Source organism: Rhizobium etli CFN 42, assembly GCF_000092045.1.
Classification (GTDB): domain Bacteria; phylum Pseudomonadota; class Alphaproteobacteria; order Rhizobiales; family Rhizobiaceae; genus Rhizobium; species Rhizobium etli.
The window spans coordinates 842077-857132 of record NC_007761.1 but is presented as its reverse complement, the minus strand read 5'-3'; the positions used below and the strand labels follow the sequence as shown (position 1 = coordinate 857132).

At 62.6% G+C, this 15056-nt stretch carries 15 protein-coding genes; 8 read left to right on the top strand and 7 right to left on the bottom strand.

Going from position 1 to position 15056, the window contains the following annotated elements:
• Positions 1 to 86: 86 nt before the first annotated feature.
• A complete protein-coding gene (locus RHE_RS04120) occupies positions 87 to 1136 on the bottom strand; it encodes an aldo/keto reductase (protein WP_011424168.1) in 1050 nt (349 codons plus the stop codon).
• Positions 1137 to 1373: 237 nt separating this feature from the next.
• Here RHE_RS04120 and RHE_RS04115 point away from each other — a divergent pair, with 237 nt between their 5' ends.
• Positions 1374 to 2078: an HAD family hydrolase gene (locus RHE_RS04115; RefSeq protein ID WP_011424167.1), complete on the top strand. Its 705-nt coding sequence runs from the start codon at positions 1374 to 1376 to the stop codon at positions 2076 to 2078.
• Positions 2079 to 2089: 11 nt separating this feature from the next.
• Here RHE_RS04115 and RHE_RS04110 read toward each other — a convergent pair whose 3' ends face one another.
• Together RHE_RS04110 and RHE_RS04105 are read right to left on the bottom strand one after the other, a co-directional pair.
• Positions 2090 to 2590, bottom strand: coding sequence for a hypothetical protein (locus tag RHE_RS04110; protein ID WP_011424166.1), 501 nt, complete (start codon positions 2588 to 2590; stop codon positions 2090 to 2092).
• Complete coding sequence (locus RHE_RS04105; RefSeq protein ID WP_011424165.1) at positions 2587 to 3216, bottom strand: DNA-3-methyladenine glycosylase I; 630 nt, start codon at positions 3214 to 3216, stop codon at positions 2587 to 2589. Before RHE_RS04105 ends, RHE_RS04110 begins: the two co-directional genes overlap by 4 nt.
• Positions 3217 to 3445: 229 nt before the next feature.
• Here RHE_RS04105 and RHE_RS04100 point away from each other — a divergent pair, with 229 nt between their 5' ends.
• From RHE_RS04100 to RHE_RS04090, 3 genes are all read left to right on the top strand, one after another.
• On the top strand, positions 3446 to 4195 hold the full coding sequence (locus RHE_RS04100) for a L,D-transpeptidase (RefSeq protein WP_011424164.1): 750 nt from the start codon (positions 3446 to 3448) through the stop codon (positions 4193 to 4195).
• Positions 4196 to 4432: 237 nt separating this feature from the next.
• Positions 4433 to 5125: a L,D-transpeptidase gene (locus tag RHE_RS04095; RefSeq protein WP_011424163.1), complete on the top strand. Its 693-nt coding sequence runs from the start codon at positions 4433 to 4435 to the stop codon at positions 5123 to 5125.
• 122 nt (positions 5126 to 5247) lie between these two features.
• The gene (locus RHE_RS04090) at positions 5248 to 5922 is read left to right on the top strand and encodes an outer membrane protein (RefSeq protein WP_011424162.1); all 675 of its coding nucleotides are present in this window, start codon (positions 5248 to 5250) and stop codon (positions 5920 to 5922) included.
• 122 nt (positions 5923 to 6044) lie between these two features.
• Here the strand turns inward: RHE_RS04090 and RHE_RS04085 are convergent, their stop codons facing one another.
• From RHE_RS04085 to RHE_RS04070, 4 genes are all read right to left on the bottom strand, one after another.
• Positions 6045 to 6485, bottom strand: coding sequence for a hypothetical protein (locus tag RHE_RS04085; RefSeq protein WP_011424161.1), 441 nt, complete (start codon positions 6483 to 6485; stop codon positions 6045 to 6047).
• 46 nt (positions 6486 to 6531) lie between these two features.
• Positions 6532 to 7842, bottom strand: coding sequence for a glycolate oxidase subunit GlcF (gene glcF, locus RHE_RS04080; protein ID WP_011424160.1), 1311 nt, complete (start codon positions 7840 to 7842; stop codon positions 6532 to 6534).
• Between the two features lie 251 nt (positions 7843 to 8093).
• Positions 8094 to 9293 (bottom strand): glycolate oxidase subunit GlcE, encoded by a 1200-nt coding sequence (gene glcE, locus RHE_RS04075; RefSeq protein ID WP_011424159.1) that lies wholly within the window; start codon positions 9291 to 9293, stop codon positions 8094 to 8096.
• Positions 9290 to 10729 (bottom strand): FAD-linked oxidase C-terminal domain-containing protein, encoded by a 1440-nt coding sequence (locus tag RHE_RS04070; protein WP_011424158.1) that lies wholly within the window; start codon positions 10727 to 10729, stop codon positions 9290 to 9292. The genes glcE and RHE_RS04070 overlap by 4 nt, the downstream gene beginning before the upstream one ends.
• A gap of 140 nt (positions 10730 to 10869) precedes the next feature.
• On the opposite strand from RHE_RS04070, the gene RHE_RS04065 reads away from it, so the two are divergent.
• The 4 genes from RHE_RS04065 (at position 10870) to RHE_RS04050 (ending at position 14949) form a co-directional block, all read left to right on the top strand.
• On the top strand, positions 10870 to 11766 hold the full coding sequence (locus RHE_RS04065) for a LysR family transcriptional regulator (protein WP_011424157.1): 897 nt from the start codon (positions 10870 to 10872) through the stop codon (positions 11764 to 11766).
• Positions 11767 to 12123: 357 nt separating this feature from the next.
• On the top strand, positions 12124 to 12633 hold the full coding sequence (locus tag RHE_RS04060) for an NUDIX hydrolase (RefSeq protein ID WP_011424156.1): 510 nt from the start codon (positions 12124 to 12126) through the stop codon (positions 12631 to 12633).
• Positions 12634 to 12695: 62 nt separating this feature from the next.
• Entirely contained in the window at positions 12696 to 14195 is a 1500-nt protein-coding gene (locus tag RHE_RS04055; protein ID WP_011424155.1) for an inorganic phosphate transporter, read from the top strand.
• 16 nt (positions 14196 to 14211) lie between these two features.
• A complete protein-coding gene (locus tag RHE_RS04050) occupies positions 14212 to 14949 on the top strand; it encodes a 16S rRNA (uracil(1498)-N(3))-methyltransferase (RefSeq protein ID WP_011424154.1) in 738 nt (245 codons plus the stop codon).
• The last annotated feature ends 107 nt before the right edge of the window (positions 14950 to 15056 follow it).

Sequence of the window (15056 nt, the reverse complement as noted above, 5' to 3'; positions counted from 1 at the left end):
TCATGCGTCTGCCGACACCTTGCAAGCAGCAGGGAGAGGGGCAGCCATTCGCGCGAACCGGGCAGCCGTGGTTACCGCTGGCGAGGTCAGTCCTTCGGCTCGAAATCCGCCGGGCGGCGACCGGCGCCCTGCCGCGCCAGCATCCAGCCCGGATATTCCGGAGCAAGGGCGCTCACCTCGTCGAGCCTCTGCATATCGTCTTCGTCGAGCTTCAGCCTGACGGCGGCGAGATTCTGGTCGAGCTGATCGACCCGCTTGGCGCCGATGATGACCGAGGTGACGAAAGGTTTGGCGAGGATATAGGCGAGCGCGACGGTGGCGACGCTGGCGCCGTGCTTTTCAGCGATCTCGCGCATGACGGCGACGCAGGCCCAGGCCCTGTCCGTGTCGACCGGCGGGAAATCGAAACTGGCGCGGCGGCCCTCGCCATTGCCGGGGGCGCCGGGACCATATTTGCCGGACAAGAGACCGCCGGCGAGCGGCGACCAGACCATCAGGCCGAGCTTTTCCTCCTGCATCATCGGCACGATGTCACGTTCGAGATCACGGCCGGCGATGGAATAATAGGCCTGCACCGTCTCGAACCGGGCAAAGCCGCGGCGCTCGGAGAGACCGAGCGCCTTGGAAATACGCCAGGCCTGCCAGTTGGAAACGCCGATATAACGCACGAGGCCGCGGGAAACGAGATCGTCGAAGGCGCGCAGCGTTTCCTCGATCGGCGTCACCGTATCGGTCGCGTGGATCTGATAGAGGTCGATATGATCGGTCTGCAGGCGCTTGAGACTCGCCTCGACCGAATCCATAATATGGCCGCGCGAGGCGCCGCGGTCGTTCGGCTTGTCGCTCATGACGCCATAGACCTTGGTGGCGATGACGACGTCCTTGCGCGGCACGTCGAGGTTCTTCAGCGCCTGGCCGAGCAGCCTTTCGGATTCGCCGGATGAATAGACGTCAGCCGTATCGATGAAATTGACGCCTGCTGCAAGCGAGCGCTCGACAATCCGGTCGGCGGCATTCTGGTCGACATCGGCGATGGCGCCCCAGATGCTGCCTCCTTTGGCTTCGCCGAAGGTCATCGTGCCCAGGCAGATTTCCGAGACGAAAAGTCCCGTATTTCCGAGTTGATTGTAACGCATGGTCGAAAAAATCCTTTGTGTCTGTCGCAAGAGGGACTTGCGAACGGAAGAACTTCATCTTTTGATTATTGGCCTGCGCGCGACAGGCACAGCCGTGGCTGGCTGCTGGGTGAGGCCAATTCGATGTAGCGCGGCGGCGACGCTTTTCAACGCCAGGCCTTGTCGCATCGGAGGCGGACGCCCTTGTCTCGACACAGGCGGCCGATAGATTGCGGCCATAGTTCAAGAGGTGCGCATGTGACGACGCGAGCACTGACGACGATCGGCTTCGATGCCGACGACACGCTTTGGCAGAACGAACAACATTACCGGCTGACCGAAGCCCATTTTACCGAGCTTCTTGCCGATTTCGCCGAAGGCCCGAAGATTTCCGAGCGGCTGCTGGAAGCGGAGAAACGCAACCTTCGCCATTACGGCTTCGGCATCAAGGGCTTCACGCTGTCGATGATCGAGACGGCGATCGAGATCACCGAGGGCAAGGTGCCGGCCAGTGTCATCGCCAAGATCCTCGATACCGGCCGCGACCTCCTCAGCCATCCGGTCGAGATCATGCCGCATGCGCGCGAGACGCTGGAGGCGCTTGCCGGCAAATATCTGCTTGTCGTGATCACCAAGGGCGATCTCTTCGACCAGGAGCGCAAACTTGCCCAATCCGGGCTCGGCGACTTCTTCGATGCGGTCGAGATCGTCTCCGACAAGACGGCCGTCACCTATCGCCGCATCTTCGCCAAGGTCGGGGACGGGCCGGAGCGAGCGATGATGGTCGGCAATTCGCTGAAATCGGATATCGTGCCGGCGATCGCCGCCGGCAGCTACGGCGTCTTCGTGCCGCACGAACTCACCTGGGTGCTGGAACATGTGGACGAGCCGACGGAGGCGCCGCGTTTCCGCAAGATCGGCCATCTCGGCGAATTGCGCGAGCTGATCGAAGGGCTCGCATAGCGGGCCGTGCCTCACTTCGCCTTGGGGGGCGCCTTCGGAAACAGTGAGGGAGAGTCCGGCTCAGCCGGCGGCTGCTGCGGGGCGGCCGCCAACGGCTCGATCAGGATGCTGAAAGGAGCGCCGAGACCCCGGCGCGGCGAGACTTTGGAGTAGTAGGGACGCAGCAGCCAGGTGGTGTTTTCCTTCACCGTCGTCTGAAAGCTCATGCCGTCCTCATCGGTGCCGAAAAAAGCCTCGTCATCGGGTTTCGACAGGTCGAAGATCGCCAGGAAGGCGAATTTGCTCCTGGTGGAAAAATCGATCTTCACATGCTGACCAGCGCGCACCGGCAGCGTGTAGACATGGCCGTTGCCGAATTTCGTCCATCCCTTGAGTTGCATGGTGACGGCCGGAAACTGCAGCTTCTCCAGCTTCTCGCCGGGATCGAGCTGCGGCGTCTGCGCCATGGCAAAAGCCGGAAAGAACAACAGGGCAAGGGCAGCGATCGATATTTTCACGGAGAGGTCTTTCATGGTCGAACCAGAACAGCGCGCATCGCCTCCACCTCGGGCCGGCAGAAGCAGCCCTCCAGATGATCGTTGACGAGGCCCATCGCCTGCATGAAGGCATAAACTGTGGTCGGGCCGACAAAGGTCCAGCCGCGTTTCTTCAGATCCTTCGAAATGACCACCGATGTCGGTGTCGTAGGATTGGCGACGACGTGGTCGCGATCGACCACGTCCGGCCGCTCGTTGTGGCCGGGTTCGTAACGCCAGAAATAATGCGCGAGCGAGCCGAATTCGTCCCGCAGCGCGATGGCGCGCCTGGCATTGTTGATGGTCGAGACGATCTTGCCGCGATGGCGGATAATGCCGGCATCGGCAAGGCAGCGATCGACATCCGCTTCGCCGAATAGCGCCACCTTCTCAAAATCGAAGCCGGCGAAGGCGGCGCGGAAATTCTCCCGCTTGCGCAGGATGGTCAGCCAGGAAAGGCCGGATTGGAACCCTTCGAGGCAGATCTTCTCGAAGAGGCGGGTGTCGTTGGTGACAGGGCGGCCCCATTCCTCGTCGTGATACTTGAGATAGTCCGGCAGGTTGGCGTGCCAGTGGCAGCGGCTCCTGCCGTCTGCGCCGATGATGATCCCTGTGTCGCTCATATTCCGCTTCGTTCTCCGGTCACGCTTGTCGCTTTACCATTTGCAAACCGTCTTTCCAAACCGGACGGTAACCCTGACGAAAAGTTTATTCGGTCGGTCGGCCTTTCATGAATCGATCTTTACCATTCGCTGGCGGATCAGGTGGCAGCGTCTTTCCCGGGCGGAACATCTCCGCCCAGGCGGACAGTCCCGCCATTGCATTTTCGGCCATTTGTAGAGAGTCCGTCCGATGATGAAACAGCTTGTTCTTGCCGCCGCGCTCTTCGGCGTATGCTCCACCGCCGCCATTGCCGAGGACCGCTACGCCACCCGACCACCCGTCGTCCTCAGCCCCGACCTCACCGCGCCATGGATCAACCAGCTCGGCGGCGGCACGGTCCGCCCCGTTGTCTACCAGCGGCCGGTCGTCCAGCCGCAGCAGCGTGGGCTTTTCCAGCGCCGCGTCATCCGTCATGCGCCGCAGCCGGCACCGCAGACCGTCTCAGCGATCAATCCCGGCATACCGGCGATCCGCCATCCGATCGAACCGCAATACCTGCCGCAGATGGTCGATTACGACACAATGGAAAAGCCCGGCACGATCGTCATCGACACCAACAACCGCTTTCTCTACCTGGTGATGGAAGGCGGCAAGGCGCGGCGCTATGGTGTTGGCGTCGGCAAGCCCGGCTTCGAATGGGCCGGCGCCCACAAGATCACCCGCAAGCAGGAATGGCCGGACTGGACGCCGCCCTCCGAGATGATCAGCCGGGAGGCCGCCAAGGGCCATTATCTGCCGGCGCGCATGGATGGCGGCCCGGAAAATCCGCTCGGCGCGCGCGCCATGTATCTCGGTTCGACGCTCTACCGCATCCATGGCACCAATGCGCCCTGGTCGATCGGCAGCGCCGTTTCTTCCGGCTGCATCCGGCTGCGGAACGAAGACGTCGTCGATCTCTACGACCGCGTCAGCGTCGGAACCCGCGTCATCGTCATGTAACGGCGCATGCAATAGCCAGAGCAATTCCAGCAAAACTGTGCAGCGATTTTGCGTTTGGACCTGTGTAAAAACAAAGAGGTAGGGCATTTCCGTGTTTGGGAGAAATACGGAAATGCTCTATGAAGCCGCAAGAACAGGCGGCTCCACCCGCTAAAATTGCTTTATCCGGCCATACCGATCTTGAATCGGGCAGAAGATCATGTAGCTTCGGGCGGATTTGCTTGAGGGGAACCAATCATGATCAAATTGACGCCGGGACTGGCCGCGGCCGGACTTGTCCTGTCCTTGATATCCACGTCAGCCTTTGCCGCGCCTGCGGGCTCGGCTTCCGACAATGCACGGCAGCCGGCGCAGATCGTGCGCGTGGCGCAGATGCCGAAATATGTGAAGCCGCAGTTCAAGCGCAAGAAAGTGCGCCTGGTGACGACGGAAGTGGCCGGCACCGTCATCATCGATACCAACAACAAGTATCTCTACCTTGTCGAAGGCAACAACCGCGCCACCCGCTACGGTATCGGCGTCGGCCGCGACGGCTTCGGCTGGTCTGGTATCGTCAAGATCGGCCGCAAGGCCGAATGGCCGGCATGGACGCCGCCGGCCGAAATGCGCCGCCGCGAAGCCGCCAAAGGCCACATCATCCCCGCCTACCAGGAAGGCGGCGAGGACAATCCGCTCGGCGCCCGCGCCATGTATCTCTATCAGGGCGGCCGCGACACCATCTTCCGCATCCATGGCACCAACCAGCCCTGGACGATCGGCCTTAACATGTCTTCCGGCTGCATCCGCATGATGAATGAGGACGTGATGCATCTTTATGATCGCGCCCCCGTCGGCACCAAGGTGATCGTCATCGGTCCCGGCAACAAGCAGGGCAAGGTGGCGTTCGAGGACAGGGGCATCGACGTGTTGCGCACGATGTTCGGCGGCTGAGCAACACTTGCGAAAAAACGAAAGGCGCAGTTCGAGGCGCCTTTTCTTTTCCTTAGACTTTACGGCGGAAAGCTGGCACTGGTGCCTAAGAGTCGACATATTTGCAATATCGGGGCTATTCAATGACATATGCGCTGCGTTCTTCCGCCTCCCTGCTTGCGGGCATCGCGCTTTTCACCATCTGTTCAGCAGCCTCCGCCTCGGCGGAAGACCTGGAATTCTCCATCTACGGCGGTTATCAGACCGCACCGCACAGCGGCGTCGACGTCTCGGACGGCACGCATTTCACAGCCGGCTGGGAAGGCAAATCCTTCGGCAGCCCGCCCTATTACGGGGGCCGCGTCACCTGGTGGCTTGAGAATTTCAACAAGCCGAACTGGGGTATCTCGCTCGATTATACCCATGACAAGGTCTATGCCGACGACGACACGCTCGCCAAGGCCGGCTGGTCGCATTTCGAATTCACCGACGGCCTGAACCTGCTCACCGTGAACGGTCTCTATCGCTTCCAGGATCCGACCCGCCGCTGGACGCCCTATCTCGGCGCTGGCATCGGTGTGAACATTCCGCATGTCGAAGTGATTCGCCCCGAGGGCAAGACATGGGCTTATGAATTCGGCGGCGTGACGCTGCAGGCCCAGGCCGGCGTCGACTTCAAGGTGACCGACCGCTGGTCGACCTTCGTCGAATACAAGGGCACTTATTCGCGCGTCGACGTTCCGATCGACAGCGGCGACCGACTGAAGACCAACATCTTCACCAACGCCGTCAATGTCGGCGTCTCGTTCCACTGGTAATGAATTGAATTTCGGCTGCAGCGTTAGAGCGGTCCTGCTTTTGATGAAAGCAGGACCGCTCTAACTTTTTGTCTGGGCGAAACTTTGGACGGAAAACCGCTCACACCTTTCCTGAAATTGCTCTATTTCGAGCCGCAACTGACCTTGCCCTCGGCAGCGTAAGGTTTGCTGCCGCCCTCGATCGTCAGGGAATAGGTGCCGCGGAAATTCGCTGCCGGCTTGCCGCGCACGCCGGCGACCACCACCAGATCCAGCGTTGCCCCTTCGGTATCGTCACCGCCGTCATCGAAGACTTCCAGCAGCAGCTCGCCATCGCGCGACCAGTGATTGCTCAGGTGCTGGGATTCGAACACACGTTTCGCAAAGGTCGGGGCTTGGGCGGGATCCTTGACAATAAGCGCGCCGCGGAAATGGTTGAGCCGGTGACCGGCGTCGCTTGCAAACCCGCTTTCGAGCGTGAAGCGCGCTTGCGCATCATCGGCGGAACAAAATAGACGGCTGTCGGCATGGGCTGCGCCTGCCCCAGCAAGCAGTCCCACAAATACAATCATTCCCAGCCGCATCGCCCAACCTCCCGGTAGCGGCCCGGATCGGCCCGCTGCATTCTCTTCAGCCTAATGGCAAACCTGTTAATTTTTCCGGCATAGCGCCGCCATAGGCCCAATCGAGCAGCTCGACCGTATGCAGGATCGGGATCGCGGTGCCGGTGGCGATCTGGGTGATGCAGCCGATGTTGCCGGTGGCGATGATATCGGCCTTGGTGGCCTCGATGTTTTTGACCTTGCGCGCCTTCAGCGCCGCCGAAATCTCTGGCTGCATGATGTTGTAAGTGCCGGCCGAGCCGCAACAGAGATGGCCTTCGGCCGGATCGCGCACCGTAAAACCCGCCGCATTCAGCAAGGATTTCGGCGCCAGGGTGATGCGCTGGCCGTGCTGCATCGAACAGGCAGAGTGATAGGCGACCGTGATGCCCCTCGGCATATGGGCCGGCAGGTCGAGGGTCGCCAGATATTCGGTGATGTCCTTTGCCAGCGCCGAGACCCTGGCGGCCTTTGCCGCATAGGCGGGGTCGAGCCGCAGCATGTGGCCGTAATCCTTGATCGTCGTGCCGCAGCCCGAAGCGGTGATGATGATCGCGTCGAGGCCCTGGCCTTCGATCTCGCGCGTCCAGACATCGACATTGGCCCGCGCGCTTTCGAGCGCCTGTTCGGCGCGGCCCATGTGATGGACGAGCGAACCGCAGCAGACCTCGCCCTTCGGCGCCACAACCTCGATACCGAGCCGCGTCAAGAGCCGGATCGCCGCCGCGTTGATGCCGGGATCAAGCACCGGCTGGGCGCAGCCGGCAAGGATCGCCACCCGGCCACGCCGATCCGCCTCCGCCCGGTAGGTGCCGGGTTTTGAAAGATCCGAGGCGGCCGGAAGGCGCCGTGGTGCAAGCGCCAGCATGGCGGCGAAGGGTTTGAGCGCCGCCCCGCGCATCAGGCCGGCGAAAGGGCGGCCGAGGCGGGCGAGATGGAGCGCCAGGCGGAACCGGCCGGGATAGGGCAGCACGGCCGCCAGGAGCGCGCGCGTCAGCCGGTTCACCAACGGACGCTTGTAGGTCTTTTCGATATGGGCGCGGGCGTGATCGACCAGATGCATATAGTCGACACCCGAGGGACAGGTGGTGACGCAGGCAAGGCAGGAGAGGCAGCGGTCGATATGAGTGACGACTTCGGCATCAGCGGGCCGACCGTTTTCCAGCATGTCCTTGATCAGATAGATGCGGCCGCGCGGACTGTCGAGCTCGTTGCCGAGCGTCACATAGGTGGGACAGGTGGCGGTGCAGAAGCCGCAGTGGACGCATTTGCGCAGAATTTTTTCCGATTCGGCGACATCAGGGTCGGCGAGCTGGGCGGGGGTGAAGTTGGTTTGCATCTAGCGGGGCCTCCGCTTTGGGAAGATCTCAAGCGCTTCGCCTGGGGCACCCCCCTCTGTCCTGCCGGACATCTCCCCCACAAGGGGGGAGATCGGATAGAATTGATGGCTTCCCCAACCAACGAACGTTCTGTGACTGCTACGCGCCAGGTAGGGAGCGATGGTCCAACCCTTTGGCGATCTCCCCCCTTGTGGGGGAGATGTCCGGCAGGACAGAGGGGGGTGAGCCGCGCGCAAAGCCATCTTACCTCTCACCCCATCTTCCCCGGATTGAATATCCCCGCCGGATCGAACTTCTCCTTCACCCGCCGCGACAGCATCGCCACCGCCTCGGACTCCGGGTGAAAGGCGGCGGTCGCTGCCCTTGCCGCAACGGAGGCGCGGATCAGCGTCGCATGACCACCGCCGAGCCCTTTGACGAAGCGGCGGATCAGTTCGGCCTCCGGCTCCGCCTCCATACGCATCCAGACAAGACCGCCCTGCCAGTCGTAGAAGGCGTCGACACCGGCCTCGAGACGCAGCGCCGCAACCAGCTGATGGCCGGTGCTGGGGGCGACCGAGACGCGCCAGACCGGCCGTCCCGTGCCGTCGGCATAAGGCAGCACATCGCGGATTTCCCGCCAGAGCCTGCGGCTTTCCCTCTCATCCAGCTGCGTGACCGTGGCGAAAGCGGACATTGCCGCCGCAAGCTTTTCGACGCGCACCTCGACAGAGCCAGCCGAGCCCTCGATGCGCAGAACTGTCGCCTCGCCCTCGGGCAATTTGCCGCTGAGGAATTTCCACGTCACCGTCAAAGGCAGATGGGCCGCACCCGAGACTTCGACCGGCAGCGCCATCGCCGTCGCCATGGCGCTGGCCGCTTCGGCATCGTTGAGGCCCGATAGGACCACCGTCCGTTCCGTCTTAGGGCGCGGCGGCACGCGGAAGGTGACTTCGGTCAGAAAACCCAGCGTGCCGTGCGAACCGGCGATCAGCTTGACGAGATCGAGGCCGGTGACATTCTTCATCACCCGACCGCCGGCCTTGATGATCTCGCCGCTGCCGTTGACGAAGCGCACGCCGAGCAAGCTGTCGCGGGCAGCGCCCGCAATCAGGCGGCGCGGGCCAGAGACATTGGCGGCAAAGACGCCGCCGATGGTCGGCTCGCCGGACCTGGCCATAATGGGGCGATGATCCATCGGCTCGAAGGCAAGCATCTGGCCATTTTCGGACAGCGCCGCCTCGACCTCGGCAAGCGGCGTACCCGAACGGGCTGTCATGACCATCTCGCCGGGATTGTAGGCGATGATGCCGGAAAGCCTGATCGATCGCAGCCGGTCTTCGGCGGCGACGGCATTGCCGAAACCCGAGCGCGTATCGCCGCCGCAGATCGCGAGTGGCCGGTTCATCTGCGCATGGGCGCGAACGATCGCCGCCGCCTGTTCCTCGCTCGTCGGCATCAGATCGATCATGCGGCGGGGCGCCCTTCCAGCGGAAAGACCTTCGACGGATTGAGCAGCCAGCCGGGATCAAAGGCGGCGCGCACCGCCATCTGCTGGGCGAGATCGGCCTCTGAATACTGGTGCCGCATCAGGTCACGCTTTTCGATGCCGACACCGTGCTCGCCGGTGAGGCAGCCGCCGGCGTCGACACACAGCTTCAGGATATCGTTGCCGGCGGCCTCGGCGCGGGCAGCATCCTGCGGATCATTGGCGTTGAAGAGGATCAGCGGATGCATGTTGCCGTCGCCGGCGTGGAAGACGTTGGCGACGCGTAGCCCGTAGTGATCGACGATCTCGGCGGTTCTCTTCAGCACGTGCGACAGCTGGCTGAGCGGCACCGTGCCGTCCATGCAGATGTAGTCGGCGATGCGGCCGGTGGCGCCGAAGGCGGATTTGCGGCCCTTCCAGATCAGCGCCGCTTCGGTCGCCGACTGGCATTCGCGCACGGTCTTGACGCCGTGGCGGCGGGCGATCTCGACGACGTCCTTCAGCGTGGCGTCCATCTCCGCTTCCGATCCTTCGACCTCGACGATCAGGAGTGCGCCGACATCGAGGGGGTAGCCGGCATGGGCAAAGGCCTCGCAGATCTCGATCGCCGGCTTGTCCATGAATTCGATCGCAACGGGGATGATGCCGGCGGCGATGACATCGGCGACGCAGGCGCCCGCCTCTTCCGAGCTTTCGAAGCCGAAGAGCACCGGGCGCGCACCTTCGGGCTTGGCGATCAGGCGCACGGTCGCCTCGGTGACGATGCCGAGCTGGCCTTCATGGCCGCAGACGAGACCGAGCAGATCGTAACCCGCCGCATCCAGCGCCTTGCCGCCGAGCTCGATCACCGTGCCGTCGACCAGCACCATTCGGACGCCGAGCAGATTGTTGGTGGTGACGCCATATTTCAGGCAGTGGGCGCCACCGGAATTCATGCCGATATTGCCGCCGATCGTGCAGGCGAGCTGCGAACTCGGATCAGGCGCGTAGAAGAAGCCGTCGGCGGAGACGGATTCCGAAATATTGAGATTGGTGACGCCCGCCTGAACAACGGCGACACGGTTCACCAGGTCGATTTCGAGGATGCTGTTCATCTTCGACAGGCCGAGCACGACCGCATCCTCCTGCGGAATGGCGCCGCCCGAAAGCGAGGTGCCGGCGCCGCGCGGTACGACGGGAATGCCGTAGCGGTGACAATAACGCATGACGGCCGAAACCTCGGCCGTGGTGCGCGGCAGGGCGACGGCGAGCGGCAGGCGGCGATAGGAAACGAAAGCGTCGGTTTCGAAGGGCACCAGCTCGCGCGCCTGATGGATCAGGCATTCCGGCGGCAGGAGATCGGTCAGATCGGCGACGATCGCGGCGCGGCGCGCCAGCACGTCGGCACGGGGGGCAAGAAACGGAATGGCGTCGGACATGGCCTTCTCCCTGGCTCCCGGAAGACGACGGCGGGAACAGGCCTCGAACCCCTTGCCGCCATGCGATCGGCTTAGCACTTTCCCAATAGTGGCGCAAATGCTAAGCACTTATGTCAAAAGGGGAAAAAGACACAAAGTTTATGACCAATCTGGGTGATCTCGAAATCTTTGCCAAGGTCGTCGCAACGGGAAGCATGTCGCTCGCTGGCCGGGCGCTCGGCTTTTCCCCCGCCGTCGTCTCCAAGCGGATCAAGCGGCTGGAGGACCGGCTCGGCACCCGGCTTCTGCAGCGCACGACGCGGCAGATCTCGCTGACAGAAGCCGGACAGGGTTTTTACGACCGCGTTCTCGGCATTCTCGCCGGGTTGGAGGAGGCCGAATTCTACATTTCCGGCCGCTCGGCGCAGATGCACGGCACCCTGAAGATCTCGGCGCCGACCTCGTTCGGCCGCATGCATATCGCGCCGCATCTGACGGCCTTCATGCAGGCCCATCCGGAGCTTGCGATCAACCTTGTGCTGACCGACGAATTCAGCGACATCATCGGCGGCGGCTTCGATCTGGCGATCCGGATCGCCGAACTGACCGATTCCAGCCTCGTCGCCCGGCGGCTGGCGCCGGTGCGCCGGCTGCTCTGTGCCTCGGCGGATTACCTAGCGGCACATGGCGAGCCCCGGGATATCGACGAGCTCAAACATCATCGCTGCCTGCCGGCGCACAATGGCGATACCTGGCGGCTGAACGGACCGGATGGCCCCCTAAGCCTGCGGCCGGACGGCATGCTGATCACCAATTCCAGCGAGGTGATCCGTGAGGCTGTCATATCAGGCCTCGGGATCGCGCTGCGCTCCACCTGGGATATCGGCAATGAGCTTAAGAGCGGCCGCTTGGTGCAGGTGCTTCCCGCCTATGAGGGCTCGCACAATGTCACGCTTTCGGCCGTCTATCCCAGCCGACAGTTCCTGCCGGCCAAGGTGCGGCTGTTCATCGATTATCTCACCGAGCTTTACGGGCCGGTTCCCTATTGGGAGCGCTGATAGCACCTCACGTCAACGCGAAGGACCGAGACGGGCGATTTGCACGTTGGGTCGATGTCGGCCATGCCACCGGCGCCAAGGGGAGGCACGGTTCTACAAATCTGAAATCCCGGTGGACCAAACGGCCCCGCCATTGATTTGAAGCCACGGCGGGATCATATTGTACACCTGTGCAACGCGACGCGTTCGAGACAGGAGGTGACGGTTTTTTCGAGCCTGCCCCAGCTCGATTTCCTTATGAAACACGCAAAAACAAATCGCGTTCGGATCGTGCGGCAAATTTTGGCTTGCGCAAGCTTTCCGTGATACAAGGTATATGAGCGATTCCTAACATCAACGACAAAGGTGAGCCGACAATTGACCCTTCTCGCCCGACTGGCATCCGATGTGCAACTGATGTTCCGGCGCCCACCGCGACAGCAATATGGTGCGCTCTGCTATCGGGTGGGGGACGGTGATAAGCTCGAGGTTCTCCTGATGACGAGCCGCGATACCGGCCGCTGGGTCATTCCCAAGGGCTGGCCGATGAACGGCAAATGTGCGCACGAAGTCGCCGCACAGGAGGCCATGGAAGAAGCCGGCGTCAAGGGTTCAGTCGAAATGGAAACGCTTGGCGCCTACACCTATCCCAAGGTGCTCCGGGATGGGGTGCGTGTATCTTGCAAGGTGCAAGTCTATCCGCTTGAAGTCACCGGCATCGCGAAAAATTTCAAGGAAAAGGGTGAACGCACCATCGAATGGGTTTCGTTCGACGAAGCAGCCGGACGCGTGCGCGAACCGGAGCTGCGCCACCTGTTCCTCGCCTTCAAGCGAAAGCTGACCGACAGGCTTTCGGTCAAAGCGTCGAAACAAATCCCGGCGGAATGAATCCTGCCATCTTGCACTGCTAGAAAGGCAGCGTAGAAGCAGATTCATCCTTGGGAAAAAGAATGCCACCACGCCCTGCCGTCCTCACGAAACGCACGCTCGACAAGGACCTCGACAAGATCACTCATGTCGAGGACGTGGCCAAGCATGTGTTGCGACGACTGGTGGCGCCCGGGCTTGGGCTGATCTTCGTCGGCCTGACCATGCTCTTTGCCGGTGTCTATGTGTTCGACCGCCCAGGAGCCATGCTCGTCGTGGCGGCGGCGGCCCTTGCCGGCTACATGGCGATGAATATCGGCGCCAATGACGTCACCAACAATGTCGGCGCCGCCGTCGGTGCGCGCGCCATGACGATGGGCCAGGCGCTCGTCATCGCCGCGATTTTCGAAGTCCTCGGCGCCACGATCGCCGGCGGCGAGGTCGTCAAGACGATTTCCTCCAACATCGTCGACGCCGTCCAGGTGCCGCAGGTTGCGCTCGGCTGGATCATGATGGCGGCGCTGATGGCGGCGGCCCTCTGGATCAATCTCGCCACCTGGATGAACGCGCCGGTTTCGACCACCCATGCGATCGTGGGTGCAGTGATCGGCGCCGGCATCTCGGCCGTCGGGACGGAGCCGGTGAACTGGCGGGTCATGCTGGAGATCACCTCGAGCTGGATCACTTCGCCGTTGATCGGTGGATTGATTGCCGCCGGCCTGCTTTATCTCGTCAAGACGCTCATCATCTATCGCGACGACAAGATCGCGGCGGCACGACTCTGGGTGCCGGTGCTGGTCGCGGCGATGGCCGGCGCCTTTATGGCCTATATGGTGCTGCAGCTCTCGCCTCCGGGCCGGTTCCCGCCCTTCACCGTCATTCTGATCGGTATCGGGATCGGGCTGGTCAGCTGGCTTGCGGCTCGGCCACTCGTTCTCGCCCAGGCGCAGGGTCTCGAAAACCGCAACAGCTCCCTGCGGGTGTTGTTCCGGCTGCCGCTCATCGGCTCTGCGGCGCTGCTGTCCTTCGCGCATGGCGCTAACGACGTCTCGAACGCGGTCGGGCCGCTTTCGGCGATCGTCCATTCGGCCGGCATCGGCAGCGACGGCGGCGTGGGCCATCCGCCCCTCTGGGTAATGCTGATCGGCGCCCTCGGCATCTCCGTCGGCCTGCTGCTCTTCGGGCCGCGCCTCATCCGTCTGGTCGGCGAGGAGATCACCAAGCTCAACCCGATGCGCGCCTACTGCGTCGCACTGTCGACCGCTTTCACCGTCATCGTCGCCTCCTGGCTCGGCCTGCCGGTCAGCACCACGCATATCGCCGTCGGCGCCGTCTTCGGCGTCGGCTTCTTCCGCGAATGGTACACCCGCCGTTCCAAGCGCCGCATCGCCTATATCAGGCGCAAGGCCGACAGCTGGGAACTGGATGAACCGGAGGAGCCGAACATTCATGAAAGGCGGCGGCGCTATCTCGTGCGTCGCTCGCATTTCATGACGATCATCGCGGCCTGGATCATCACTGTACCGGTTTCGGGAGCGCTTGCGGCGATGATTTATTGGGTTATGTTCGCGCTCTTTGTCTGACACCTCGGGTTTTTGAATGCGCGCCAATTTCCGCATGCAACGGCTTTTCGTCTATGCGCCGCTTTCTGCCGGCGCCGCCGTCGAGGCGAATGCCGATCAGTTCAACTATCTCGCCAACGTGCTCAGAATGGAGGATGGCGCGGAGATCCTGCTCTTCAACGGCCGTGACGGTGAGTGGAAAGCCACCCTCAGCTTCCCCACGCGCAAACGCATCCTGCTGACGGCAATCGAAGCGACACGGCCGCAGCCGGCGCCTTGCGACCTGCATTATCTCTTTGCCCCGCTCAAGGTCGGGCGCCTGGATTACCTCGTGCAGAAGGCGGTGGAGATGGGCGCCGGCCGGCTGCAGCCGGTCATGACCCAGCATGTGCAGGGCAAGATCACCAATCTCGACAAGCTTCGCGCCAATGTCGTCGAGGCGGCCGAGCAGTGTGGCGTTCTCGCCATTCCCGAGGTGGCCGAGCCGGTGAAACTCTCCGACCTGCTCGATCGTTGGCCGAGCGAGCGCCGCATCATCTACTGCGACGAGGGCGATGCCGGGCAAAACCCGCTGCCGGTGCTGGCAGCCATCCAGGAAAGGCATCTCGCTCTGCTCGTCGGACCGGAAGGCGGCTTTTCGGAAGAAGAGCGGGCGCGGCTTCGAAGCCTCGATTTCGTCACCGCCATTCCGCTCGGGCCGCGCATCCTCAGGGCAGATACGGCGGCCGTTGCGGCGCTGGCGGTGGTCCAGGCGGCGATCGGCGACTGGACGTGACTGCGAAAACGGGTTGACGCGGAAATCGCTGCTGTTTTTTTGATGCGTCGTTGAAAGAATTTCACTTGCAACATACGTGGCTTGGGTCCTAATCACCTTCCAATTGC